This window comes from uncultured Salinibacterium sp., from assembly GCF_963974405.1.
In the GTDB taxonomy this organism is placed as follows: Bacteria; Actinomycetota; Actinomycetes; order Actinomycetales; family Microbacteriaceae; genus Rhodoglobus.
Genome location: NZ_CAXBBH010000001.1, coordinates 1139672 through 1165623 on the forward strand (window position 1 = coordinate 1139672; position 25952 = coordinate 1165623).

The following is a 25952-nucleotide window of genomic DNA, read 5'->3' on the forward strand; positions in this document are numbered from 1 at the left end:
ACGGGGCGGTCCGGGCGGCGGTGTGTCTAGACCCCTGAGACTCCTAAACTGCTGAGTGTTGGGCGGTGTCAACGGCGGGTTGTGTTGGTGTTTATCCATCAATTTGACATTGCCTGATCAGGATCCGCCGCAACTGAAGAACGGGCTAAGTGAATTGCGCCGCCGCCGCTCACCTGCGAAACGCATGTCTTCGCGACGTCACGAGACGCCATCTACGCATTAGTGAGTCGCCGATCGTTGCATTGTGATGCAGCCCGCTAGGCCGCAATTGCCTGCAGCCTAGCGAGCGCGTTTTAGCCCCAGGTGCGCGCGTCGCCGTTCTGGCGGTAGTCAGGCCAGGGGAGATCGATCGGCGGCTGGAAGTCCGCCGGCAGCAGGGCGGGCATCGGTTCGTCAGCGACGCGCTGGTCGAACTCGTTCTTCGCCTCGGCGAGGAGTGCCGGGTCAACCAGCAGGTCGATGAACGTGCCAGCAACGGTCTTGCCCGCGGTCTCGATCGTAGGGTCGATTGTCTCCGGGATTCCACCAAGAGCATTCATGACCCAACCGGGGTAAGCGCCCTTGCCGGGTGCAGGCTTGAGAGCAGGTCGCGAGACATAGAAGCGCACGGTCGGTGCGTAGTGCGTCATCTCGACGTAGTCATCGCTCGTCCAGTTCTGCTGCCACGGTGCGAGGTGCTCGCGCAGTGCCTTCTCGGCATCCTGCGGGGTGATGAGCTGCTCGCATTCGTCGAGGAACGGCTTCTCCATGGCGTCGAGGCCAAGGTTGCGCTGAATCTCTTGCGCAACAGCGATCGCGTCAGCGCCGTAGCTGGGGGCTCCCACGGCTTCGAGGTTGTTGTAGAGAACGGTCGACATCGCATGGTTGGTGCGGCCGGGGCGGCTGCGCGCCACCCACGTGGTCTCCACGTCGCAGTGAGCCATCGCCCCGGCGTGTTCAGCGTTGCGGTCGAGCACGGCGAGCACGTGCTCTGCCATTTCGATGTTCGGGGTGCGCCACGAATACTGGATGCGGGCGACGCGCGCCGGCAGATTGTCGGCGGTCGCTTGGCCGTCAAGCAAGATGGCGTCACTGAGACTCCACCCTCCAAAGCTCGGGAGCATGGCATCCTGCATGATGCGCGACGAGGTGTACATCGACATCAGGGCAACGTTGGCGCCGGGAGCGCGCGCTGCGGAGTGCGAAGCAGGGATGGGGGAGTTGGGGTTGGCGTTGAGCTGCCACGACTCCGGCTCGTCACAAATGAAGGTGTAGACCTTGCTGTAGTACGCACCGCACTGAGTGTCCCAGCGGGCGGTGTTGCACAGCGGCAGCATGTAGAAGGGGTGAAAGCTCACGATGGCATCCACGTCGTCGTAGTAGCCGCGCAGGCCGTGAACGACCTTGGAGCCGTGCATCTTTTCGGCGGGCTCGCCCGTGTACTTGAGGGTGCCGGGGATGTTGTGCTTCTCCATGGCGTGCTTGGTGGCGAGCAGCCCGGCGAGCGTCGAAATGCCGAGCGCGGAGTGCGGGTCGGTGTGACCTGGAGCGAAGCGGCTCATGCCCTCACGGCTGTCCTCGGTAACGGATGCCGACTGGTTGTTGCCGGGCACAGCGTCGTATTCGGCGTAGCTCAACATCGTGGGGCCGCCCGTGCCGTTGCTCCATTCCGCGCTGAAAGCGGTCGGCATCCCGGCCGAACCTTCTTCAACCGTGAAGCCCTCGGTGCGCAGCAACTCGACGTACCACTGGGCCGAGCGGAACTCGCGCCAGGCAGGCTCGGCGAGCTGCCAGATGTGGCTGTGCCACTCCGAAAGGCGCGGCATATTGTCATCCACCCACGTGCGGGCGGTGGCTTTAGCGTCGGCGGCGAGAGCGAGTTCTGTCATGTCGTGATCCTTGAGCTGAAGAGAAGAGGTGAAGTGGTGAGGTGAGGTGTGTTGCTGCCAGGCCGGCCCGCGGGCCGCAGTGCTAGCCGTGTGCGGCTTCGAAGATGCCGAGCGGCACATGAACGAGCGCGAGCCCCGGAGTCGCAATGGCCTGAGCCACCGTCTCGGTGAGTTGCTCAGGCTGGGTTACCGAGAAGCCGTGACCACCAAAGGCTGCCGAGAGTACCGACCAGTTGGGTTGCGCGAGCACAACTCCCACAGGAGCGATGCCGCGGTCGCGTTCGTTCTGGTTGATTTCGGCATAGCCGCCGTTGTCGACGCACACGATAGTGACATCGAGGCCTTGTTCGATAGCAGTGATGAACTCTTGAACGGCGAACATCAGCGCACCATCGCCCAATACACAGACCACGGGACGATTGGGCGACGCTACCTTGGCGCCCAGCGTTGCTGGCAGTCCGTAGCCGAGCGTGGCGTAGGCAGGGGTGTAAAGGAACGAGTGTGAAGTTTCTTGGCGTACGACGCTCGCCATCCCGAAATATGTGATCTGCGAGGAGTCGCCCGCGACGATCGCGTTCTCGGGGATCGCTTCGTTGATCATGGTCGCCACTCGGTGCAGAGTCGGCGAGACTTCTTGTGCCTCACGAACCGCGGTTTCGCGCACGGCGTCGAGTTCCGCAGCCGTTATCGCGTTGCCCGTGATGGGCTGTGTAGCCAGAGCGTCGCGCAACTGGCCAACGATTACCGCGCTATCTCCCACTAATCCGAGATCGCTCAAGACGTTCTTGTTGAGTTGCGATTCCAAGATATCGATGCGGATGACCGTGCCGGCCGGCGCGATGACGCCGCCCCACAGCTCCGCTTCGCCCAGCTTTGAACCGATGATGAGTAGGGCATCCGACTGGTTAATGAGCTCGTGAATGACCGGTAAACGGATCTCGGAGGCCAGCGAAAGCGGGTGAGTCTCTGGAATCGACGCCTTGCCGTTGAGCGTTGTCACGACGGGCGCATTCAGTGATTCGGCGAGAGCGGTGAGCTCGCTGCCGATGCGGCTCGCACCACCACCGGCGATGATGACGGGATGCGCGGCGGACGCCAAGATCTCGGCGGCGCGTTCGACGGCGCCGGCATCAGCGGTGGCGCGGGCACGCTCAGGGCGGGCCTGCAGCAGCTCCTCCGGGCAATCGCTCGCTGACTCGAGCACGTTGAGGGGAATCTCGATGTGCACGGGGCGCGGACGGCCGTAGCGGAATAGTTCGAAAGCATCGTGAACGGCGGTGACGGCATCCGTTGCGCTCGTGACTCGACGGCTCCACTCCACGATCGCGCCAGCGGCACCCGTGGAATCTTTGGTCTCGTGCAGTGCGCCGTTGTCGGCAAACTCGCTGCCCTCGGCAACGCCGGGGGAGATGAGGATCATCGGGCGGGATTCGCAATAGGCAGTGCCCGCGCCCGACAGAGCGTTGAGCAGGCCGGGGCCAGAGGTTGTTATTACGACACCGGGCAGGCCGGTCTGCTGCGACCAGCCATCCGATCCGTAGCTCGCTCCCTGTTCGTGACGAGTGGTCACGGGGTGAATACCGAGCGCGCTGAGGGGGCGATACAGCTCAAGGTTGTGGGTGCCGGGAATCCCAAACACAGTGTCGATGCCGTAGTTGCGCAGCACCGTCATGATGGCGAGACCCGCGTTGTTGACGTCGACTCCCACGCCTAACGCTGTCGCTGTCGCCTCGGCGGTGTAATTGTCGCTGCTATTCGAGGTCATCGCGGTGCTCACTTCGCTTCGGCGCTGTACTGGCGAACGCCATCAACCCACGTTTCGGCGACAGTGATCGCACCGATCTGAGCACACTCGGTTTCGAAAATGTCGGCGGTCAGCACGGCAAAGTCAGCACGCTTGCCGACCTCAAGGCTGCCCAAGTCATCTTCACGCCCCAGAGAATACGCCGCGTTGATGGTGTGAGCGCGCAATGCCTGTTCGCGACTAATGGCAAGCGAGTCAGGCCCAAGCTGAGCGCCGCGGCGAGTGATGCGCGTGGTGGCCGCCTGAATGGCTTCGAGCGGGCGCGGGTCGGCGACCGGGGCATCCGAACTGATCGTGATCGGAACGCCAGCAGCCGCAAACTCTCCAAGCGGGTTGAAGCGCTCGCCGGGAGTACCGATGGCCTGTTCAACGCCTTCGCCCCAATTGAAGTGGTGCTGCGGTTGGTTGACGGGCCGGATGCCGGCTGCCGCCATCCGGTTAATCTGGCCGGCGGTGGGAAGGCCACAGTGTTCGATGCGGTGCCGGGCGTCACTCGTGGGGTTTTCTGCCTGCGCCGCTTCGATTGCGTCGACGACCATTTCGATGGCGGTGGGGGACTGGGCGTGGGTTGCGGTCTGGAGACCGACGGCATGAGCGCGGCTGATGAGCGCCTTGTAGTCGGCGGGCTCGTGGTAGAGCTGGCCGGTGCGGCACGGGTCTCCGACGTAACCGTCAGGGAAGTACGCGGTCCAGCCGCCAAGAGTGCCGTCGGCGTAGAACTTGATGCCCGAGAAGCTCAAGTGGGCGTTGCCGAAGGCTCCGTGCATTCCGGTTTCGATCGCTTCGTCGAGCAAGTGCGAGAGCAAGTACATCGAGATGCGGGTCTTGAGCTGGTTCTCCTCGGCTAAGCGTAAGTAGGTGTCGAATTCGCGACGGGAAACCTGGGCATCACCGATTGTCGTGACGCCACCCTGGAGGAACGTATCCTGCGCCACCGCAAGCTGGCGCACGTGCTCCGCGGGGGTGTCGGCGAGGTGGAAGTTGGGGCCGTGGTGGCCGACCTTCACCCCACCGAGGCCGGTGAGGATGTTGCAAGCGGCATCCGAAAGCTCGCCAGTGAGATCGCCATCGGCGTCACGGAAAAACTCACCGCCCTGGGGATTTTCGGTCTCACGGGTGATGCCAAAGAGCTCGAAGGTGTAGCTGTTAACGACACCGCCGTGGCCGGAGGCGTTCATGAGGTACACCTCGCGGTCGAGGGCGACTTCGTCGAGTTCGGTGCGGTGCGGATGACGCTGCTCAGCTAGGTTGCGCTGTTCGTACCCATAGCCACGGATCGGCTGACCCTCGGGGACGGTGTCGGCGGCCGCTTTCAACAGCGCCACGATCTCAGGAATGCTCGATGCCTTGTCTGGCCCGCAATCGACCCAGCTCATCATCTGACCGAGCATGAGCGGGTGGGCGTGGGCGTCGATGAAGCCCGGCACGATCACCTGGGTTCCGAAGTCAACACGTGCAGGCTTCGCTGGTGACAGTGTCGCGGCTGCGGTGAGGCACTCGTCAACGGTCCCGGCGGCGGCGACCTTGCCTGCGAACATAAGGATGGCGCTCGCGACGGTGTTCTCGGCATCGAGAGTGTGGATCGCGCGCGCGGTCACAATCGTCGGGGTGAATTCTGAAAGTGGCACATCAAAGGCCGAAAGCTTGCGCATGAGTACTCCGGTGAGGTTCTTAGTGAGTGGAGGAGAGAGAAGGTGCCGCTATCGGCACGAGAGGAGTGTCTGGTGTACCTCGTTGGGCCCACGAGACAACATTGTGGGCTTGCATCCGCACGTATTCTGCTTCGCTGCGACCAGAGAAGTAGGCGACGTGCGGCGTGATGAGAGCACGCGGATGACCGAGGAGCGGATGCTCGGAGCCCGGCGGTTCGACATCTAAGACATCGAGGCCAGCGCCAGCAAGGTGTCCGCTGTCGAGGGCTTTGCGAAGTGCTGAACTATCGACGAGACCGCCCCGGCTCACGTTGATGAGGTACGAGAGCGGTTTCATCGAGCTGAGGAACGCGGCGTCGACCATGTTGGCGGTGTCGGCGGTGAGGGGCAGATGCAGCGAGAGAAAGTCCGAGCTCGAACGAGCTGTTGCTGCATCGACCCGGCGCACTCCAGCTGCCGTGAAGCGTTCACGAGTTTCATCAGTGTCAGGAACAAGCGGATCGTAGCCGATGATCTCGCCGAACAGCGGGCGAGCGAGTTCAGCGAATTTCATGCCGATTCGGCCCAACCCCAGCAGGCCGAGAGTGCATTCGCTCAGGCGCGGCTGCACGAGAGTGTCCCGGTCGTTCCAGCGGTCAAAGACGACGGCCTGCTGCGAGAACGTGATTCCACGAGCCAAATGAAGCGCCATCGTCAGTGCGTGCGTCGCTACCTCTTCGGTAGCAGCCCCCACGATCGTCGTGACCCAGATTCCGTGTTCGGTTGCCGCATCCACATCGACGTTGTCAAAGCCCATCGACATGAGAGCAATGATCTTCACCGAGGGCATCCGTTCGATCATCGAACGAGTGACCCTGGCGTAGCCGACGAGCAGCGCGCTGGCACCGGCTGCACCGGTGACGATGGTCTCGGCATCCAACGAATCAAGATAGCTGACGTCGAATCCTGCAGAACTTAAGAGTTCTCGTCCGGCGGTGAAATCTGTACCATCGAGATCGGTATAGACGGCGCGAAGTGCAATGCCGCTATTAGTGGACATGGCTCAAGAACTGCTTTGTACGCTCGTGCTGTGGGTTCTCAAAGAACGCGGCAGGTTCGGCCTGTTCGACGATCACTCCGCCGTCAAACAGAGTCACCTCGTCAGCGGCTCGACGGGCAAAGCGCACTTCGTGGGTGACGACGATCATTGTCATTCCCGCAGCGGCAAGATTCTCCATTACTTCGAGCACTTCACCTACCAGCTCCGGGTCAAGAGCGGATGTCGGCTCATCGAAAAGCATGACGTGTGGGTTGAGAACGAGAGCGCGGGCAATCGCAACACGCTGTTGCTGGCCGCCGGAGAGCTCGGAAGGGAAATGTCCGTCGCGCTCGGCGAGGCCGACCTTGTCGAGAATCTCGAAGGCTCGTTCTCTGGCCTCCACTTTGCCGACGCCCTGCACATCGGTAAGCCCGAGGGCTACGTTGTCGAGCGCGGTGAGGTGCGGGAACAGATTGAACTTTTGAAATACCATGCCGATATCGCGTCGTTGCACGGCGAGCCTGCGCTCGGAGTGATGAGCGATGCGGCCATTGTTATCGGAGGCGCCGATGCGTTTTCCGTCGAGCAGAATCTCACCAGAATCGGCAGGCTCTAGCAGCGCCATGAGGCGAAGCATCGTCGATTTTCCCGAACCAGACGGTCCGAGAACGGCCTTCACTTGCCCCTTATTGACGGCAAACTCGACGCCCTTGAGCACTTCATTTCCGTTGTAGGCCTTGTGGAGGTTTGACACTTGGAGGGTAGGCACGGTGGCCGGAGTCTCGTTGCTCATGCTTACTTCTCCTTGGGGATCGTCGCGAGGGCGCGTGTGCTCAGTGAGAGCGGTGAATTGTTCTTCTTGAGACCTCGCGAGGTCCACAGGAATCGCTTCTCAATTCGACTCTGAATGAGCGTGATAATCGACACGATCACGAGGTAGTAAATGATCGCGACGGCGTAGTACTCGGCGTAGCGGAAGGTGATGTTGACCCCAACCTGAGCGGTCGTGAGGAGCTCCTTCAGAGAGATCACCGATGCCAGCGAAGAGTACTTAATGAGACCGATGAACTCGTTACCCGTTGGCGGCAATGCGGTGCGAATCGCTTGCGGCAGGATCACCTTGCGCATGACGGAACCGGGCTTCATGCCCAGGGCCCGGCCAGCAAGCTCTTGACCGTCATCCACACTACTCAGCGCCGAGCGGATGATCTCGGCCATGAATGCTGCTTCAACGAGACCGAGACCGATGGATGCCGCGATGAATGGCGTATACCAGTCAGAGCGCAGCGCGGGAAGAACTTGGGGCAGCGCGTTCCACATGATGAGAAGAACGAGAAGTGCGGGAAGGGCGCGGAAGAACCACACATAGAGGTGCGAAGGCCCCCTGAGGTAGGACTTCTTTGAGGTGCGTCCGATGGCGAGAAAAAAGCCGAGAACGGTCGCAATGACGAGTGACAGTGCTGCGACGCCGATCGAGGTGAGAGCTCCCCACAGATAGGCGGGGTTGACGAGTTGCTCGAAGAAGATTGCTGGATCAAAGATCATGTGGTGTGACTCCCTGGTTGTGGGTGGTCACTCGAGGCGACCACCCACAGTCGAGTGTTCTTAGTAAACGTCGACGATCGATGCGTCGAGGTTGTAGTCGGCGGCGATTTTTGCAAGCGTTCCGTCGTCGTAGAGTGCGCGAAGTGCTTCGGCGATGGCGGGGCTCAACTTGCCATCCTTGGGAGTGAAGACTCCGAAGGTGGTGTCGGGGTCAAATACGCCATTGGCGACTGCGAGGAGTCCGTCGTTTTGGGTCGCCATATAGGCAGCGGCAACGTTGGTTTCAACGAGAACGTCTGACTTGCCGTTGATCACGGCGAGAACCGTTTCTGCGGTCTTGGGGTACTCCGTGTTCGTGATGGGTTCATCGCCCGCAGCAACACAGTCATCGCTGAGCTTCTGAACACTCACGCTGTTGCTGGATGCCGCTTGGGTCGCCACTTTGAGCCCGCAGAGGTCGCTGCCCTCTTTCAGCTTTGCTGCGAGGTCGGGAGCTGCCAAGGCGGCGGGGCCAGCGTTCATGACGGCGGCAGCATCGGCGATCTGTAGGCGTTCCTCGCTCATGTAAAGGCCGCCGAAGATGACGTCGCACTTACCCGACTGAAGCCCAGGCATGAGGCCGTCGAATGAAGTCACTTCAAACTTGGTTTCGACTCCCCAATAGTCCGCGACAGCGCGGATGCCGTCTGCATCGAAGCCGATAATGTCACCACCGGTCGAGTCGGCGTAGTACTCGAGGGGAGCGTATTCGGGGTCAATGCACGCGGTGAATGTGTTCGCGTTGACGAGTCCTTCGGGGGCATTGGATGATGCAGAGCTGCCGGTGTCGGTGCTGGAGTCTGTGCCGGCGGCACAGCCAGTCAGCAGGGCCGCTACTGAAATGCCGGCGGCGAGGCCGATGATCGATTTCTTCATTGTTTCTCCTGGGGCTGCAGAACGATTCACCCGGTGACGGTGCTGGGAGGGTGATGTGGTTGTCACCATTGTGTTCACGCGCACCGATCTTGTCAATGCATATTTGCACTCTGGTAACTAAATCGACGCAAAGTTGAAACAATCTTCTCGTCTATATGGGTCAAATCGAGGTTTCTGCTTCAATAATCTGACAAAACGCTACTCAACAAGTGCTCGCTGAGATAGTCTGGCCGCGTGGACCAGATAACCGAGCAATCTTTCGCAATCTTGCGCCAAGACGGCAGAACGTCGTTTAGCGACATCGCGCGCCAGCTCGACACCAACAGGGCTAGCGTCGCCAAGCGCATCAATCCCTTGCTGCAATCTGGAGACATCCGCATCATTGCTGCTGTGCATCCGCGTCTCCTGGGGTTGCACGTGCTTGCCCACTTGTCGATTCAAACCGAGGGAGACGCTGGCGGCCTCGCCGAACGTATTTGCCAGCTCAATTCACCCGTCTTCGTCTCAGAACGCACGGGCAAGTACCAACTCATCTCCGAGTTGCACACCACCACGATGGCCGAACTGCACGAAGAGATCCGTGCGATTCGCTCGCTGCCGGGTGTAGTCGACGTTCAAGTGCTGGTCTACGAGCGCACGCTCAAGAGTTTTTTCTTGGGCGAAGAGCCGGAACTGGCTGACCTCCCCATCGACGCAATCGACCTCAAACTCATGGAACTGCTTCAGCATGATGGGCGCATGGGGTACGCCGAATTGGCCGACGCTGTCGACCTCTCGATTAGCGGCTGTCGAACGCGCATCAATCGGCTCACGGAGACCGGAGCAATGCGGATCGGTCTGATGCGCCAGCGCACCGACATGACCTCGCACCTTACGTTTGGGTTCGGTTTCATCACACACGGCGACATGGAGCCGATCTTTGATTTGATTTCGGCACAGGCCGGGGTCGAGTTCATGGCGCGCACAATCGGTCGCTTCGACTTCGTTTCGACGATCTCATTCCCGACGCTGAATGAGTTCAACGGTTTTGTTGCGGCGCTGCGGGCGATCGACGAAGTGACATCGCTCGAGACGTGGTTACACGCTCGCATTCATAAAGAGCGGTACCAGCACAGCCTCCACCGCATCCGCGAGGCTGCCGCGGTGCTGGTTGAACAGAGACCGCTCGCGGCCTCTTAGGCTGTGCCGCTAGCGCAGCTCTTTCTTCCACGCGCTCTCGTAACCGATGGGCTCGAAGCCGACGGCCTCATTGACCGAAAGCATGTGGCGGTTTTCTTCAGCGTTATAGGTAACGACCGAGGGGTGGCCCGGGGTGACTCGTTCGAGATGCGCGAGATTGAGCACCTTCAGCAGATTGCCGAGGCGGTGTCCGCGATGCTCGCTCACAACGATCGTGTTGTCCTGAATCACAGCGAGCTCCAGCTGCTCCGGCACGGTGAGAGCGGTGTACGCAACGAGCTCACCCGACTCGACATGCTCGATGGCCGCGTACACGGTTGTCACGGTGCTGCTCGCGAGTCGTCGTTCGTGCTCCATGAGACGTTCAACCGTCCAGACATCTTCCGGAGGCTCAAGGCCAGCACTCGGTTCATCAGTGCTCATGCGGGTGTACAGCAACGCGAGGTCTTCCCGCCACTGTTCCGGGCACGATCCGACCCACTCGTGAACGGCGTAGTCCCGACTGCAGCGTGCGATGGCGTCATCGACTAAAGAACGCAAGCCGGGAACAGGAAGCGCAAGTCGGCTCACGCGCTCGACTTGCTCAAAGCTGTAGCCGTGCTTCTGAAGAAACTGGACACCGGCGGCATCACGAGGAACAGCACCGTAGCCTGTGGGGGCGGCGAGGAGCGCACCGTCGCGGGGGAGGGTCGGCACATACATGTGGACCTTGCGCTTGCCAGCATCCGCCGCAATTTTCTCTAACCCGGCGAGGAGCCGACTGCCAATGCCGCGGTGGCGGTAGTCAGGATGAACGAATGCGTTGATCCACGCGGTATCTGCTTCTTCGCCCACATGCGTCTCGTAGTCACCACGCCCCACAATGCGGTCGTTGTCACGAGCGACGAGCATGGTGCGCTCGGCGAATTCACTGGGCTGCCACACGCCGATTTCGACAGCAGCGTCATAAGCGAGTTCGGGATACAGCGCCACGATTTCATCAGTGCTGTTGCGGAGGGTGTTCGCGACAGTGAAGTCATCCGAACCGTCCGGGGCGACAACGACAGGGATATCGAGGGGCGAAATCTCGATCTCTGACATGAGTGCACCAATCTGCGAGGGAAGGCGCTACGGAGGTAGCCGACCAGAATACGCCGAGAGGGCGCGCAGCGCTAGAGTCCGTGGTGCCATGCTCTGCGCGGCAGAACGGCGGAACCCCGCGCATCCGGTACCGTATACCAAGGTTCTGACCAGCAACTTGGCCAGCAGAGACAGGGCGGTGACGTGTACCTCAAGAGTTTGACCCTCAAGGGGTTCAAGTCGTTCGCTCAACCGACCACTTTTGCGTTCGAACAGGGCGTGACGTGTGTCGTCGGCCCCAACGGTTCCGGCAAATCGAATGTCGTGGATGCTCTCGCCTGGGTTATGGGCGAGCAGGGTGCCAAAACTTTGCGCGGCGGCAAGATGGAAGACGTCATCTTTGCGGGTACAGCTACGAAGGGCCCGCTCGGTCGTGCCGAGGTCGTACTCACGATCGACAACGCTGACGGCGCGCTGCCCATTGAATACAGCGAAGTCACCATCAGTCGCACCCTGTTCCGCAACGGCGGCAGCGAATACGCGATCAACGGCACTCAATGCCGTCTGCTCGATGTTCAAGAATTGTTGAGCGACTCGGGTCTCGGTCGCGAAATGCACGTCATTGTTGGTCAAGGCCAACTGGATGCGGTGTTGCATGCCAGCCCCGAAGACCGTCGCGGTTTCATCGAAGAAGCAGCCGGCATCCTCAAGCACCGTCGTCGCAAAGAGAAGACGTTGCGCAAGCTTGACGCCATGCAGGCCAACCTCACGCGGCTCTCTGACCTGGCGGGCGAGATCCGCCGTCAGCTCAAGCCGCTGGGTCAGCAGGCCGAGATTGCCAAAGAGGCGGCCTCCATCGCGTCTATCGTTCGGGATGCCCGCGCCCGCCTCCTTGCGGACGAAGTTGTCGAACTGCGCTCGAGCATCAACGACTTCAGCCGCAGCGAGAGCGAACGCAAAACGCAGCGCATCGTGCTTCAAGAGCAGCTCGACCAGAACAAGCTGCGCGAGGCCCGCCTCGAACAGGCGCAAGTTGGTGACGACGTCGACGAGGCCCGCCGTGTGGCCTTCGGCCTCGAATCCGTTCAAGAACGACTGCGCAGTCTCTACACGCTCGCCAATCAGCGACTCTCGCTTCTGGGGCAGCAAAGCGAGGCGCCGGTGTCGAGCAATAACGTCAGCCAAACCCTCGTCGACGAAGTCAACGCGGAAGCCGACCTTCTCGCTGCCGGTGTCACGGATGCCGAAAAAGCTGTCGCCGCCGCCGCTGCGGCAACCGCCACGGCGAAGGCCGCGCTCGACTCGCTTGACGAAGAAATCGCCGCACAAAGCGCGCTCGTTTCGCGCCACGAGTTGGAGAGCGCCGGACTCACCGCTCGCGTTGAAGTCGCCACCTCCACTCTGACGGCAGCCCAGGGCGAGCTCGTGCGCCAGCAGCAGGCGCTCGCAGAAGCTCAGGCTCGTCGCGAGGCAGCCCAGGCGGAGTTTGAGGCCCTCGAAGCCGAGGCCGGTAATTCCACAATCGACAGCGATGGATCCCTCGACAGCGCGTACGAAGCCAGCGAGGCGAAGGTCTCGAGCATCCAAGCGGAGATCGAAGCGCTGCGCGAAGCCCTCCATGCCTCCGAGCGTGAGCGCGATGCGCTCGCTGCCCGTAATTCAGCGCTGTCGCTCGCTGTTGATCAAAAAGACGGCTCGAGCGCTCTCGTCGCGGCCACACTCTCGGGCATCCGCGGTCTCGTTGCTGAGCACGTCAAGATCACGCCCGGCTACGAAGCGGCGATTGCTGCCGCTCTCGGAACGCTCGCAGACGCGGTGCTCGCCGATGACCGTGATTCGGCGATCGACGCGCTTGCCGAGTCTGCCTCGCGCGATTTCGGTCGCGTCGAAGTTGTCGTAGCGAACGCCGCGAAGCAGTCGGTGTCGTTGGGAAGCGCGGCTGGCACCGTGCCCGCTACTGACGTTGTCACAGCCCCGGATGGCGTTCACGGCCTCCTCACTCACGTGCTCATTGCTGACGACCTTGAGGCTGCCCGCGCAGCCTATGGCTCGCTCTCGAACTCTGCCGAACTCACCTTCGTTACCCGTGACGGCGACGTTCTCACGCAATTCGTTCTGCGCGGTGGCTCTGGCGCCAAGCGTTCGCGCCTCGAGCTGGTCGCCGAGCGGGATGCCGCCGCCGACAAGCTCGGTGTTGTCACGAGCCAGATTGAGCGAACAAGTTTCGAGCTCGACGAGAAGCGCCGTGAACTCACCTCCGCGAAAGCGGATGCCGAAGCCGCTCTCGGAGCCTTGCGTGAGTATGACGCGCAGCTTGCCGCGCAATCTGAGTTGCTCGGTCGCCACCGCATTCAGGCCGAAGCTGCTCAGGCCGAATGCGATCGACTCGCCCGCGCCGTTGACGTCGCCGAAGAAGCAGTGGCCGAGGCGACTACCGAAGTTGCGCGCGCTCAAACAGCCGCCGACAAATACCAAGCGGCGCCACGCCCCATGCTCGACGTTTCCGAACGCGAGCCGATGCTCGCCGAAGTGGATGCCGCCCGGGCTCACGAAGTCGAGTTGCGCATCCAAATGGAGACCGTCCGTGAGCGTGTGCGCGCCGAGCGAGCCCGAGCCGAACAGCTGGCAGCGCAGCTCGTACGTGAGCGTGAAGCAGCCCAAGAGCAGGCTCGACTGGCCGTTATCCGTCAACGTCAGATCGCCTCCGCGACGAAAGTCGTCGACATGCTTCCTGCCGTGCTTGATTCGGTCGACCGGTCGCTGTCCGAAGCACGCGTCTCGCTCGCCTCGAAAGAAGCCGAACGCTCGGCCCAGAATGAAGAGCTTTCCGGGCTCCGCCGTGAAGAATCGGCGCTGCGAGAACGACTCTCTGCCGTGAGCGACAGCGTTCACGGGCTCGAAATGCAGATCTACGAAAAGAAACTGCACCTCTCCAGCCTGCTCGAACGATCCGGCGAAGAACTCGGTCTCGTTGAAGATGTGCTCGTTGCGGAATATGGCCCGCACGTGCCCGTTCCTGACGATCGACTCGCGGATCCGTCCGACGAGAGTTCTGCGGGCGAGAATGCCACTGACGGCGATGCTGCGCACAGCGTGAGCCGCGACGGTGACGAGAGTAGCAGCGACGGCGACTCCGATGCGAGCGCCGAGCCCGCGGCATCCGGGCGTCCCTTTGTTCGTTCCGAACAAGAGGCGCGACTGCAGAAAGCAGAACGCAAACTTGCTCGGCTCGGCCGAGTCAACCCGCTCGCCCTCGAAGAGTTCGATGCGCTCGAGCAGCGGCACAAGTTCTTGACCGAGCAGCTCACCGACCTCACGAACACTCGCAAAGACCTGCTCACGATCATCGAAGAGCTCGACGACAAGATGCAAACGATCTTCTCGAGCGCTTTTGAAGACACCAAGAACGCGTTCAACGACGTGTTCCCTGTGCTCTTTCCCGGGGGCACCGGCAGCATTTTTTTGACGAACCCGGATGACCTGCTCACGACCGGCATTGAAGTTACTGTGAAGCCAGCGGGTAAGAAGATCGAGCGCTTGTCCCTGCTGAGCGGTGGTGAGCGCTCGCTCGCTGCTGTCGCCCTCTTAATTGCCATCTTCAAGGCGCGCCCCAGCCCGTTCTACATCATGGATGAGGTTGAGGCTGCGCTCGATGACGCCAACCTCGGCCGACTGCTCGCGATCTTCGAAGATCTGCGCAAAACGAGCCAACTCATAGTCATTACGCACCAAAAGCGCACGATGGAAATCGCGGATGCTCTGTACGGCGTGAGCATGCGCTCCGACGGAATCAGCGCCGTTGTGGGGCAGCGCGTCGCGAAAGAGACTGCCTCAAGCGAAGCGGTTTAAGCGCCTCGCGTGAAGCGCCTTGTGTCGACTGTGGTCTAGTCCATCCACGCGAGGGGTTCGCCGTTGACGGTGCGCACAGCCCAGCGGTCGCTGAGACGCTCAATGGTCGAAATCGAGCCATTCAGAATGTGGTCAAAGTCGCGCCCCGCAAGCTCAGACAGGGTGTAACGGATGATCGTGCCGTGGCACACCACAATGGCTTTCTTATCGCCGTAATCGGCAGACACCTGATCGAGAGCGGCAATACCGCGCTTCACTACGGAGTCCAAGGACTCTAGGCCGGGATACACCTCAACATCGGGCCATTTCTCATCGATCTCAGCCTTCGTGAGGCCCTCGCCCTCGCCATAATTGCGTTCGATCAGCAGGTTGTAGCTGCGTCCCAACTCAAGGCCGAGCCCGTCAGCGATGATCTGCGCGGTCTCGCGGGCGCGCTGCAGCGGAGAGCTGACAATCACATCCCAGTCGGTGCCGCGCAACGCCTCGACGGCATCCTGCGCCTGCTGGCGACCAGTGTCGTTGAGGGGAATATCGCTGGAGCCTTGCATGCGTCCAGCAGCATTCCAGTCGGTTTGGCCATGGCGAATCAATGAGAGCATCCAAAAACCCTAGCGCGGCACGATGACAGTCACGTTCACGTCGGAGTGTGCGGCAGGTAGGGCGCGGGCGCTTCCCTGCCTTAACCTGTACGTATGGCAGCATCATGGTCGCTCTCGGGCGCACTCAAATCTATGTTCGCGCGCGACACGATCGACGCTGACACCTGGAACGATCTCGAAGACGCAATGATTTCGGCCGATTTTGGCCCCGACATCACCGAGTCGGTCATTGACGAGTTGCGGGCGAGCGTTGCTAAGTACCGCACCGACGATCCTGCTGACTTGAAGCGTATGCTCCGCGAGACCCTCGAGGAGCGTCTCGCGCGTCTCGACCCGACTCTCACGCTCAGCGCCCGCCCCGCGGTCGTGCTGGTTGTGGGCGTCAATGGCGTTGGGAAGACCACGACGATCGGCAAGTTCACGAAGTTCCTCGTGGGCCACGGCCGCACGGTGGTTGTGGGCGCTGCCGACACGTTCCGTGCTGCCGCTGTTGAGCAGTTGGCGACGTGGGCTGAGCGCGGGGGAGCCGAGATTGTGCGTCCCCAGCAGCAAGGCCAAGATCCGGCATCCGTCGCGTTCCAGACAGTCGAGCGCGCCCAACGCGAGGGTATCGACATTGCCATCATCGATACCGCTGGTCGTTTGCAGACCAAGAGCGGCCTAATGGATGAGCTCGGCAAGATTCGTCGGGTTGTCGAAAAGCAGACCGAGATCGCCGAAGTATTGCTCGTGCTTGATGCAACGACGGGCCAAAACGGTGTCGCTCAGGCGGAAGCGTTTATTCAGCACGCTGGCGTGACCGGCCTCGTTATTACCAAGCTCGATGGCTCAGCGAAGGGTGGCTTTGTACTCGCGGTTCAGGAGCGCACCGGCATTCCGATCAAGCTAGTTGGCCAGGGTGAAGGCATCAACGACCTCACCGGTTTCACGCCCCACGTGTACGTGCAGGGTCTCGTCGGCTAGGTTGCGGCAACTCCGCTAGTTGCTGATTGCCTTGTGCGCAGCCGACAGCTCGAGGTAAAGCGCCGCATTATTGCGAATGCCAGCTTTCTCGTCGTCGCTAAGTTCATGGCGGACCTTCGCGGGCACTCCGGCAACGAGTGATCCGGGTGGGATGACCGTGCCTTCGAGCACGACCGCGCCTGCGGCAACGAGCGAACCGGTTCCCACTACTGCACCGTTGAGCACGGTGGCGCTCATGCCGATGAGGCAGTCATCTTCCACAGTGCAACCGTGGAGCACAGCGCCATGACCCACACTAACGCCCGCCCCTACGGTGGTTGAGATGCCTCGATCGCAGTGCACCGTGACGTTGTCTTGCAGATTGGAGCCTTCGCCGATCGTGATGGCGTCGGTGTCGCCGCGCAGCACGGCGCCGTAGAAGATGCCTACCCGCTCGCCGAGCGTCACGTTGCCGATGAGAGCAGCGGTGGGCGCAACGAAGGCGCTGTCGGCTACCTGGGGTGTGTGTCCGGCAAGAGTCACGATAAGAGCAGTCATGTCTCTAAGTTAGCGCGTGGCCTGTGTTGGCTTCGAGCGTGCGGTGCTCATTCACGCCGAGAACCGGGAGGCGACCTCGATCAGCACACTCTCTTTGCCGGCGTAGATGCCGTCGGCGCGCGGCCAGTGCCCAATGACGTCGGTAAAGCCCAGCACGGTGGCGCGCCCGACGGCGTCTTCCCAGGTGTCGACGCTCTCGAGACTGAACTGGGGTGCGCCATCCAGATTGAGGTAGCGATCGAGGCTGGCGGATGCTCGGCCTGCCTTCTCGAGGGCATCATCCATGCGCGCAGACGTGTCGGCGACAATCTGCCACCACTCGGCGAGGGTGTCGGCGGTGCGGCCGAGAGTAAGCCAGCCATCGGCCAATTCGGCGGCAAGGCGGAGCCCACGCGGGCCTTCGGCGGCAACCACGAAGGGCAAGCGTGGTCGCTGGGCGGGGGCCCCGACCATCCGCGCATTCACTGCGGTAAACCAGTCGCCGCTGAAGCTGATGCCGCCGCTGCCGGGATCCTCGAAGCGCAGTAGTTCGTCGAGGCCGCGCACGAATTCTTCAAACCGAGCATGACGCTCGCGCGGGGTGAGTTCGCTCTGACCGAGCACCGTCGCATCGAAGCCAGTGCCGCCTGAGCCAACGCCGAGCAGAAAGCGGCCAGCGCTCACATCGTCGAGTGTCGCGAGCTCTTTCGCGAAGGGAACCGGATGCCGGTAATTGGGCGAGGCGACAAAGGTGCCGAGCCCGATGCGGCTCGTCACGCTCGCGGCTGCCGTAAGCGTGGGAATGGTGGCGTACCACTGCTCGTCAGCGAGAGTCCTCCACGACAAGTGGTCGTAAATCCAGGCGTGATCGAAGCCGAGTTCTTCAGCCTGAATCCAGCGATGTTGGGCTTCAGCCCACGGTTGTTGGGGGAGTATGACGATTCCGTGTCTCACGTTCTCACCCTACTCGGAGCCTCTGTCGGCGGCGTGGGGTCGCTGGCTGACGAAAGACACCTTAAACTGGTGTGATCATGGCCACTTTTGGAAATCTCACCGACCGCCTCGCGGATACCTTCAAAAACCTGCGCGGCAAGGGCAAACTGAGCGAAGCGGATGTCGATGGCACCGTTCGCGAGATCCGCCGCGCCTTACTCGATGCTGACGTTGCGCTCGAGGTTGTTAAGGAGTTCACGGCTCGAGTTCGCGAACGTGCTCTTGGCCATGAGGTTTCTGGCGCGCTGAACCCGGCGCAACAGGTCGTGCAGATCGTCAACGACGAGCTCGTGACGATTCTGGGTGGCGAGGCGCGTCGCATCCAGTTCGCGAAGAACCCACCGACGGTCATCATGCTCGCGGGACTTCAGGGTGCCGGTAAGACGACACTGGCCGGAAAGCTGTCGAAGTGGCTTGCCGCCGACGGCCACACTCCGCTGCTGGTGGCAGCAGACCTCCAGCGCCCGAACGCTGTCACGCAGCTTCAGGTGGTGGCTGAGCAGGCTGGCGTTGCGGTCTTCGCTCCTGAGCCCGGCAATGGCAAGGGCGACCCGGTTAAGGTCTCAAAGCAGGCCATGAAGTTTGCTAAAGACAAGCAGCATGATGTTGTCATCATTGACACCGCTGGTCGTTTGGGTGTGGATGCCGAGCTGATGAAGCAGGCAGCAAACATCCGTAAGGCTGTCGACCCCGACGAAGTGCTCTTCGTTATTGACGCCATGATCGGTCAAGACGCCGTGACGACCGCTCGTGCTTTCCAGGAGGGTGTCGACTTCACGGGTGTTGTGCTGTCGAAACTTGATGGCGATGCTCGCGGTGGTGCAGCGCTTTCTGTTGCCTCCATCACTGGCCGCCCGATCATGTTCGCCTCCACGGGTGAAGGCCTCGACGATTTCGAGCCGTTCCACCCCGACCGTATGGCGAGCCGCATCCTCGACCTAGGTGACATCCTCACCCTTATCGAGCAAGCGCAAAAGACCTTCGACGAAGAAGAGTCGCGCAAGGTTGCGGAGAAGTTCGCCACTGACAGCTTTACGCTCGACGACTTCCTGCAGCAGATGCAGCAACTCAAGAACATGGGCTCGATTAAGGGCATGCTCGGCATGCTTCCCGGAGCGAAGGGCATGCGCGAGCAGCTCGACAACTTCGACGAGTCTGAGATCACGCGCACCGAGGCCATCATTCAGTCGATGACGAAGCAAGAGCGCACGATGCCGAAGCTGCTCAACGGGTCTCGCCGCGTGCGAATCGCTCGCGGTTCGGGAACGACCGTGACCGAGGTCAACGCTCTCGTGAACCGATTCGAGCAGGCTGCCAAGATGATGAAGACCGTGGCGAAGGGTGGCGTGCCGCAAATTCCGGGTATGGGCCCGATCCCCGGCGGTCACGGCGGCAAGGCGTCGAAGAAGAACCAGAAGAAAAAGGGCTCCAAGTCGGGCAACCCTGCGAAGCGTGCTGCAGAAGACGCGGCGCGCGCTCAGGGCGCGATTGCTCCCTCTGCTCCTTCTGGCTCAGGATTCGGCCTCGGCGGTTCGAAGGCTCCCGCAGGTGGTCCCTCGCCTGAAGAGCTGGAAAGCCTGCAGAAGTTCCTCGGTCGCTAGCGCGCGCTCAGGGCGCTGGATGCGTTCGGCGATCGTCGTAGAGCGCAGTGACCTCTTCGTCGTGTCGCTACCTCGGGATACTGTGGAGTCATGACTCAGAGCCGCCCCGTTCGTATTGCCGTTCAGCTTCAACCCCAGCATGCCGAGTATTCGGTCATTCGTGACCGTGTAATCGAGCTCGAGCAGTTGGGCGTTGACGTTCTCTTCAACTGGGATCACTTCTTCCCGCTCTACGGTGAACCAGACGGCCTGCACTTTGAGGCCTGGACCGAGCTCGCCTCGTGGGCCGAAATGACGAGCCGAGTCGAATTCGGCACGCTCGTGAACTGCAACAGCTACCGCAACCCCGACCTGCAGGCAGACATGGCCCGCACCCTCGACCACATCAGTGGCGGTCGTTTTATCTTCGGCACCGGTTCAGGTTGGTTCGAGCGCGATTATCAGGAATACGGCTACGAGTTCGGTACCGCCGGTTCGAGGTTGGATGCTCTCGCCGAGGCCTTGCCTCGCATCGAGTCACGCTGGAGCAAGCTCAACCCGGCGCCGACCCGCAAAATCCCCGTACTCATTGGTGGTGGGGGAGAGAAGAAGACCCTCAAGCTCGTGGCCAAGCACGCCGACATTTGGCACAGCTTCGCCACCGGTGACGAACTCGTGCACAAGCTCAGCGTTCTCGCCGGCCACTGTGACGCCGTAGGTCGCGATATCAACGAGATTGAGATCTCTAACGAGCTGCGAGACAAGAGCGTTGAAGATGCTGACAGCATGCGCGAGCAGGGCATCACTCTCTTCACGCTGGGCATTACGGGCCCGGAATACGACCTCACCGCGGCCAAGCAGTGGCTCGCGTGGCGTGACGCGCAGAACGGTTAACGGCACCCGTTTGGGTCATTATTGGCTGTCGGTTCCCGAAGCGTGCAAAACTCTGGCAGAATAGGCGGTTGAGTCCTCCGTAGCCCGACCCTCTAATCAGGCCCGGATGGAATCCACTAGAGCTTTTCTGCCGAGTGTGCCCCCACGCTCACGGCTAGCGGTTCGCCACCAATAAACATTTAAATCAGGAGAATTGTGGCTGTAAAGATTCGTTTGAAGCGCATGGGCAAGATCCGTGCACCGTTCTACCGCATCGTCGTTGCCGACTCGCGCACCAAGCGCGATGGTCGTGTCATCGAAGAAATCGGAAAGTACCACCCCACCGAGGAGCCCTCGTTCATCGAGGTCGAGTCCGAGCGTGCACAGTACTGGCTGAGCGTTGGCGCGCAGCCTAGCCCGCAGGTTGAGGCAATCCTCAAGCTGACCGGCGACTGGGGCATCTTCAAGGGTGACAAGAACGCTAAGAGCACCGTCAAGGTGAAGGAAGCCAAGGTTGAATTCCAGGCTGACGAGAAGAAGAAGCCTGTTCTCAAGCCCAAGGCTGAGAAGACTGAGCCCAAGGCTGAAGAAGCACCCGCCGCAGAAGCTGCTGAAGCTCCCGTCGTAGACGAGACTCCTGCTGCTGACGAGGCTGCCGCCGACGCAGACAAGGCCTAGCAATTGCTCGCTCCCGCTTTAGAACATCTCGTCAAGGGAATCGTTGACCACCCCGAGGAGGTTCAGGTCGTTGCAAAGAACACGCAGCGCGGTGACCTTCTCGAGGTTCGCGTGCACCCAGAGGATCTCGGCCGTGTTATCGGTCGCTCTGGTCGCACCGCGAAAGCTCTGCGCACGCTGATCACGGCTCTCGCCGATGGTCGCAAGGTGCGTGTCGACGTCGTCGACACTGACTTCTAGACAGTGAGCGAAGCAAAGATTCCCCGCGAAGGTCGCACACAGCTGCGAGTGGGGCGCTTGACGAAAGCTCACGGGCTTAAGGGAGCGATCAAGGTTGAGATGTACACGGATGCCCCGGAACGTCGTTTCGTTCCGGGCGCCGTGTTTTCTCTCCAAGTGCCCACGAGTTCTCCGTGGCACGGAAAGACACTAGAGCTCGTCGAGCTCAAGTGGTTCAACGCACAGCCGGTCGCGTTCTTCAAGGGCGTTCCTGACCGCAGTGCTGCAGAAAAGCTGGTGAAAGCTATTCTGTGGATCGATCACGATCCCAACGAGGCCCCAGAAGAAGATGCGTGGTTCAACCACCAGCTCATCGGGCTCAAAGTCATCCGTGACGGCAAGCAGGTCGGAACGCTCGCACAGGTTGATCATTTCCCTGCGCAAGACCTTCTTACTGTCACGACGGAGAACGGCGACGTTCTTGTGCCGTTCGTGAAGTCGATCGTGGCGAGCGTCGATATCGAAGCGGGCGAAATGGTTGTCACGCCGCCGCCCGGGCTCTTCGAAGAGATTGCGGATGAGTCGCCGGCAGCTGAAGCTCCCGCCGCCGATGCGGTAGCTGACGACGCCACCGACGTCACCGAATCCGACTAGCGGTTAGGGTCGACGGGTGCGCATCGACATTCTGACGATCTTCCCCGATTTTTTCGGGGTGCTCGATATTTCCCTCCTCGGCAAGGCGCGCGAGCGTGGAATTATCGAGCTCGGCGTGCACGATCTGCGGGATTACACGCACGATCGGCACCGCACTGTTGACGACACTCCTTATGGCGGTGGCGCGGGTATGGTGATGCGTCCAGAACCTTGGGGTGAAGCGCTGGATGCCACGCTCACGCCCGATACGGTAGTGATCGTTCCGACTCCTGCCGGTGTTCCTTTCACGCAGGCAGCGGCCCGCGAGTTGGCGCAGGAGAAGCATCTGCTCTTTACGTGCGGACGCTATGAGGGCATCGATCAGCGAGTGATCGACTATGCGGCATCCACTGTTCGTGTTCGCGAGATCAGTCTCGGCGATTACGTGCTCAACGGTGGTGAGGTTGCGACGATGGCAATGATTGAAGCAATCGGTCGACTCGTGCCTGGTGTGATCGGCAACCCAGAAAGCCTCACTGAAGAAAGCCACGAGCAGGGTCTGCTCGAGTACCCCAGCTACACGAAGCCGTCGACGTGGCGTGAACGGTCAGTGCCCGCGGTGTTGCTCAGTGGCAATCACAAAGCGATTGCCGATTGGCGTCACGAGCAGCAACTCGAGCGCACTCGTCGGGTGCGGCCCGACCTCTTGCCTGAGGGAGAGTAGCGCAACGCTCTTGCCGTGTTGCCCTACCCCCAGCCCAGCTACGCGCGGGCAGTCAGAACGAGCGGACCTTCGGGAGTCACTGCGACGGTGTGCTCGAAGTGCGCAGCGCGGGAACCGTCGATGCTGCGCAAGGTCCACCCATCATCATCCGTAAAGATTTCGTCGGTGCCGATCATGAGCCACGGCTCGATCGCGAACACGAGGCCTGGCTTCAGGGGCATGCCGCGGCGCGATTTGCCGTCGTTGGGGATGTGCGGGTCGCCGTGCATTTCGCGACCTACGCCGTGACCGCCGAAGTCGAGGTTCACTTCGTAGCCAGCACCATAAGCGACATCGCCGATCGCAGCAGAGATGGCTCCGATGCGGTTGCCGACGATGGCAGCAGCGATGCCGGCGTCGAGGGCGCGTGAGGTGGCATCCATCAATTTGAGGTCTTCGTCGCGCGGGGTGCCGACGGCAAAGGTGATCGCTGAGTCAGCAACCCATCCGTCGACCGAAACGGCGAAATCGAGGCTGACAAGGTCGCCGTCTTTGAGGGTGTAGTCGTGGGGGAGGCCGTGCAGCGCGGCATCGTTGACTGAGGTGCAAATGACCTTGCCGAACGGCGAAGCGCCGAAGGAGGGGTGGTAGTCGATGTAGCAGCTCTCGGCGCCGCGTTCACGAATCATGCTGTGGGCGAGCGCGTCGATCTGAAGCAGGTTTGTGCCCACCTTGGATGCCGCTTGCGTGGCCGTCAGCACGCTGGCCACAAACTCGCCAGCCGCTTTCATCTCATTGATTTCGGCGGGGGTTCTCAACTCGATCATGCGGTGGGTGCCTCTTTCGTGTGCGGTGCCAAGAGTTGCGCGATGAACTCTCGAAGTCTGGTGATGAACGGTTCTTCGCCGCGTGGGTTATACAAGAATGCACGTTCCAGCAGCGAATCGGCGATTTGCACCGTCACTTCGATGTCGAATGCGAGTTCTTCTGAGGCGGGAACCTGGTAGGTGGTGGTGAGTAGGTCGGTCAAGATCTCGGCCAGCGCCGTGTTGTTGCTCTTGCGGTCGACGTTGAAACGGCGGTCGATGATGTTTCCGAAAGACAACACGCGAAAGCCGGGCTCAGTGCGGCAGAGTTCAACATAGACATCGATCGCCGCGTTGAGTGCTTCAAGGGCATTCGTTGCGCGCTTTTCGAGAGTTGCGTTGAGCCCGGCGCGATACTTCTTGAAGTTTCGTTCGGCGAGACCACGAAGCAGAGACTGGATGTTGGGAAAGTAGCGATAAATGACGCCGACAGAGGAGTTCGCTCGCTTCGACACATCGCTCGTCGTGAGGGCGTCGATCCCGACTTCGTCGAGCAGCACTGCTGCTGCATCGAGGAGCACGTTGATGCGTTCAGCACTCCGCTCCTGCACTGGCTGGGTGCGGATGTTCGCCGGGTTTGGCACGGAAACTACCTATGTCTTTCGGAGCGGTTCTTCTCAGCATTCCTGAGCACTTCGAAGATACCCTGTGAACCATGATGATCAGGCGTGCTTTTTACTACTGGCAATTCATCGCTGTAATCGTATTGCCGCTGTGGGTGTTGATTGCTCGCGGCATCTACGGTTCGAGCGTGGGGTGGGACTTCGTGCTGTTCCTCATCCTGTGCCCCATCTTGGCTGTTGTGCTGTTGGCTATCGCCGGACTCACGACCGCAAGAAAGAGCGTGCGCAGCTCGAAGAGCGTCTCCTGGATCGATGCTGGAGTGCTCACGGTGTGGCACGCAGCGATCATCGTTTATGGTTTCGTTGATGCTTCCTTCCCGGCCGCTCTCATCGTCATTGTCGCCATCGCGGCATTCTGGATCGCACTGTGGCAACTCGTCACCGAGACGCGTAACCGCTTTACGAGCCTCGTTGAGGGTTTCGAGCGTGAGGCGCAGCGACCGTCCCGGCCGGGGGAGAACCTCAACAATGGTCGAGTGATTATCCTTGAGGCAGAGGAGAATCGTACTTTCGACTGAATGTGTGGCAGAATTATCGATTGTGCTCGCGCACGACTCTGCCATGAGGGCGTCGTAATCGCTTGAAGCACAACTTTTCTTATCTAACTAGGTGCGTTCGACTCATGGCGGGCGCAGAGAGCGATCAATAATGCATATCCTCGATGGCGTCGACAAGGCGTCTCTCAAAGACAACATTCCTGACTTCCGTGCCGGCGATAACGTCAAGGTTCACGTAAACATCATCGAAGGTACGCGTTCGCGTATTCAGGTGTTCCAGGGCGTTGTCATCGGTCGTTCGGGCCACGGCGTTCGCGAGACCTTCACGGTCCGCAAGGTGAGCTTCCAGGTGGGTGTTGAGCGTACCTTCCCCGTTCACTCCCCAGTAATCGACCACATTGAGGTCGTTTCGCGTGGACTCGTTCGCCGCGCCAAGCTGTACTACTTGCGCGATCTTCGCGGCAAGAAGGCAAAGATCAAAGAGAAGCGCGACAACTAACACTCTCGCAATTCACAAACCAACGGCTCCCGGCGGCATATGCTTGCTGGGAGCTTTGGGGTTAAATGACAAACAATACTGTTGATGGCGCGCTGCCGCGTAGGCACGATGAGAGCCGCCACGCGGCCAAGAAGACCGCAGGATGGAAGCTATTTCTCCGCGATCTGCTGGTCATCGTTGTGGCCGCGATTTTCATCTCCTTCATGATCAAGACGTTCTTGGTTCGATCGTTTTACATTCCATCGTCGTCGATGGAGAATACTCTGCAGATCGATGACCGCATCTTGGTCAATCAGCTGGAGCCTGCAATCTTCCCGGTTGACCATGGCGATGTGGTTGTCTTCACCGATCCGGGCGGCTGGCTTCCCGCAATCTCTCAAGAACCGCAGAACTGGTTTGTGGGCGCTGTCGATGGCGTTCTCGCCTTTGTCGGACTGAGCGCCCCAGACAGTAGCAATCACCTCATCAAACGTGTCATCGGGCTGCCAGGCGACACCGTGGAATGCTGCAATGAATTCGGCCAGTTGATTGTCAACGGCATCCCGCTCGAAGAGCCGTACATCAAGCTGCCGGATGCTGTGACAAAAGCAACCGAAAATGACTTCTCCGTCACGGTGCCTGACGACTCGATCTGGGTCATGGGTGACAACAGGTACAACTCTGCCGACTCGTCTTTTCACAAAGATGACCCCACGGGTGGATTCGTGAAGATGGATTCCGTCGTTGGGCGCGCTTTCTTGATCAGTTGGCCCACCGATCGGTGGAGCGTGCTCGACAACTACCCGACGACTTTTCAGCGGGTAACGCAGAACGCTGAGTAG

General features: G+C 60.7%; 25 protein-coding genes. 12 read left to right on the forward strand and 13 right to left on the reverse strand.

Annotated features, from left to right (window positions below):
- Positions 1–293 precede the first annotated feature (293 nt).
- The 7 genes from AACZ26_RS05605 to AACZ26_RS05635 form a co-directional block, all read right to left on the reverse strand.
- Positions 294–1868 (reverse strand): amidohydrolase, encoded by a 1575-nt coding sequence (locus tag AACZ26_RS05605; RefSeq protein ID WP_339619776.1) that lies wholly within the window; start codon positions 1866–1868, stop codon positions 294–296.
- 82 nt (positions 1869–1950) lie between these two features.
- The gene (locus AACZ26_RS05610) at positions 1951–3633 is read right to left on the reverse strand and encodes a thiamine pyrophosphate-binding protein (protein WP_339619777.1); all 1683 of its coding nucleotides are present in this window, start codon (positions 3631–3633) and stop codon (positions 1951–1953) included.
- Between the two features lie 8 nt (positions 3634–3641).
- Entirely contained in the window at positions 3642–5324 is a 1683-nt protein-coding gene (locus tag AACZ26_RS05615) for an amidohydrolase (RefSeq protein ID WP_339619778.1), read from the reverse strand.
- A gap of 19 nt (positions 5325–5343) precedes the next feature.
- Positions 5344–6363, reverse strand: coding sequence for a C-terminal binding protein (locus AACZ26_RS05620; RefSeq protein WP_339619780.1), 1020 nt, complete (start codon positions 6361–6363; stop codon positions 5344–5346).
- On the reverse strand, positions 6353–7135 hold the full coding sequence (locus AACZ26_RS05625) for an amino acid ABC transporter ATP-binding protein (RefSeq protein ID WP_339619781.1): 783 nt from the start codon (positions 7133–7135) through the stop codon (positions 6353–6355). Before AACZ26_RS05625 ends, AACZ26_RS05620 begins: the two co-directional genes overlap by 11 nt.
- A gap of 2 nt (positions 7136–7137) precedes the next feature.
- Complete coding sequence (locus AACZ26_RS05630; protein ID WP_339619782.1) at positions 7138–7887, reverse strand: amino acid ABC transporter permease; 750 nt, start codon at positions 7885–7887, stop codon at positions 7138–7140.
- 60 nt (positions 7888–7947) lie between these two features.
- Positions 7948–8802 carry a transporter substrate-binding domain-containing protein gene (locus AACZ26_RS05635; protein ID WP_339619784.1) on the reverse strand — a complete coding sequence of 285 codons (855 nt, stop codon included), beginning with the start codon at positions 8800–8802 and terminating at the stop codon, positions 7948–7950.
- Between the two features lie 234 nt (positions 8803–9036).
- Between AACZ26_RS05635 and AACZ26_RS05640 the strand changes: the two genes are divergently transcribed.
- Complete coding sequence (locus tag AACZ26_RS05640; RefSeq protein WP_339619786.1) at positions 9037–9981, forward strand: Lrp/AsnC family transcriptional regulator; 945 nt, start codon at positions 9037–9039, stop codon at positions 9979–9981.
- A 9-nt stretch (positions 9982–9990) separates the two neighbouring features.
- Here AACZ26_RS05640 and AACZ26_RS05645 read toward each other — a convergent pair whose 3' ends face one another.
- Positions 9991–11061, reverse strand: coding sequence for a GNAT family N-acetyltransferase (locus AACZ26_RS05645; protein WP_339619787.1), 1071 nt, complete (start codon positions 11059–11061; stop codon positions 9991–9993).
- A gap of 183 nt (positions 11062–11244) precedes the next feature.
- On the opposite strand from AACZ26_RS05645, the gene smc reads away from it, so the two are divergent.
- A complete protein-coding gene (gene smc / locus AACZ26_RS05650; protein ID WP_339619788.1) occupies positions 11245–14889 on the forward strand; it encodes a chromosome segregation protein SMC in 3645 nt (1214 codons plus the stop codon).
- Positions 14890–14924: 35 nt separating this feature from the next.
- Here smc and AACZ26_RS05655 read toward each other — a convergent pair whose 3' ends face one another.
- Positions 14925–15488, reverse strand: a complete 564-nt coding sequence (locus tag AACZ26_RS05655; protein WP_339619789.1) for a histidine phosphatase family protein — start codon at positions 15486–15488, stop codon at positions 14925–14927.
- Positions 15489–15581: 93 nt separating this feature from the next.
- On the opposite strand from AACZ26_RS05655, the gene ftsY reads away from it, so the two are divergent.
- Complete coding sequence (ftsY, locus tag AACZ26_RS05660) at positions 15582–16451, forward strand: signal recognition particle-docking protein FtsY (protein ID WP_339619791.1); 870 nt, start codon at positions 15582–15584, stop codon at positions 16449–16451.
- 15 nt (positions 16452–16466) lie between these two features.
- On the opposite strand, the gene AACZ26_RS05665 is transcribed toward ftsY, so the two are convergent.
- On the reverse strand, positions 16467–16988 hold the full coding sequence (locus tag AACZ26_RS05665; protein WP_339619793.1) for a gamma carbonic anhydrase family protein: 522 nt from the start codon (positions 16986–16988) through the stop codon (positions 16467–16469).
- A 51-nt stretch (positions 16989–17039) separates the two neighbouring features.
- Positions 17040–17921 carry an LLM class flavin-dependent oxidoreductase gene (locus tag AACZ26_RS05670; protein WP_339619795.1) on the reverse strand — a complete coding sequence of 294 codons (882 nt, stop codon included), beginning with the start codon at positions 17919–17921 and terminating at the stop codon, positions 17040–17042.
- A gap of 77 nt (positions 17922–17998) precedes the next feature.
- On the opposite strand from AACZ26_RS05670, the gene ffh reads away from it, so the two are divergent.
- The 6 genes from ffh (at position 17999) to trmD (ending at position 22667) form a co-directional block, all read left to right on the forward strand.
- Positions 17999–19561: a signal recognition particle protein gene (ffh, locus tag AACZ26_RS05675; RefSeq protein ID WP_339619797.1), complete on the forward strand. Its 1563-nt coding sequence runs from the start codon at positions 17999–18001 to the stop codon at positions 19559–19561.
- Between the two features lie 90 nt (positions 19562–19651).
- On the forward strand, positions 19652–20434 hold the full coding sequence (locus AACZ26_RS05680; RefSeq protein WP_339619799.1) for an LLM class F420-dependent oxidoreductase: 783 nt from the start codon (positions 19652–19654) through the stop codon (positions 20432–20434).
- A gap of 195 nt (positions 20435–20629) precedes the next feature.
- Positions 20630–21091 (forward strand): 30S ribosomal protein S16, encoded by a 462-nt coding sequence (gene rpsP, locus AACZ26_RS05685; protein ID WP_339619801.1) that lies wholly within the window; start codon positions 20630–20632, stop codon positions 21089–21091.
- A 3-nt stretch (positions 21092–21094) separates the two neighbouring features.
- Positions 21095–21331 carry an RNA-binding protein gene (locus AACZ26_RS05690; RefSeq protein WP_339619803.1) on the forward strand — a complete coding sequence of 79 codons (237 nt, stop codon included), beginning with the start codon at positions 21095–21097 and terminating at the stop codon, positions 21329–21331.
- A 3-nt stretch (positions 21332–21334) separates the two neighbouring features.
- Positions 21335–21964, forward strand: a complete 630-nt coding sequence (rimM, locus tag AACZ26_RS05695) for a ribosome maturation factor RimM (RefSeq protein ID WP_339619805.1) — start codon at positions 21335–21337, stop codon at positions 21962–21964.
- A 16-nt stretch (positions 21965–21980) separates the two neighbouring features.
- The gene (gene trmD, locus AACZ26_RS05700; protein ID WP_339619808.1) at positions 21981–22667 is read left to right on the forward strand and encodes a tRNA (guanosine(37)-N1)-methyltransferase TrmD; all 687 of its coding nucleotides are present in this window, start codon (positions 21981–21983) and stop codon (positions 22665–22667) included.
- Positions 22668–22705: 38 nt separating this feature from the next.
- On the opposite strand, the gene map is transcribed toward trmD, so the two are convergent.
- Positions 22706–23473 (reverse strand): type I methionyl aminopeptidase, encoded by a 768-nt coding sequence (gene map, locus AACZ26_RS05705; RefSeq protein WP_339619811.1) that lies wholly within the window; start codon positions 23471–23473, stop codon positions 22706–22708.
- A complete protein-coding gene (locus AACZ26_RS05710) occupies positions 23470–24096 on the reverse strand; it encodes a TetR/AcrR family transcriptional regulator (protein WP_339619814.1) in 627 nt (208 codons plus the stop codon). The genes map and AACZ26_RS05710 overlap by 4 nt, the downstream gene beginning before the upstream one ends.
- Before the next feature lie 71 nt (positions 24097–24167).
- On the opposite strand from AACZ26_RS05710, the gene AACZ26_RS05715 reads away from it, so the two are divergent.
- The 3 genes from AACZ26_RS05715 (at position 24168) to lepB (ending at position 25952) form a co-directional block, all read left to right on the forward strand.
- On the forward strand, positions 24168–24653 hold the full coding sequence (locus tag AACZ26_RS05715) for an MFS transporter (protein ID WP_339619817.1): 486 nt from the start codon (positions 24168–24170) through the stop codon (positions 24651–24653).
- A gap of 130 nt (positions 24654–24783) precedes the next feature.
- Positions 24784–25131, forward strand: a complete 348-nt coding sequence (gene rplS, locus AACZ26_RS05720; RefSeq protein ID WP_129071803.1) for a 50S ribosomal protein L19 — start codon at positions 24784–24786, stop codon at positions 25129–25131.
- Between the two features lie 65 nt (positions 25132–25196).
- On the forward strand, positions 25197–25952 hold the full coding sequence (gene lepB, locus AACZ26_RS05725) for a signal peptidase I (RefSeq protein ID WP_339619822.1): 756 nt from the start codon (positions 25197–25199) through the stop codon (positions 25950–25952).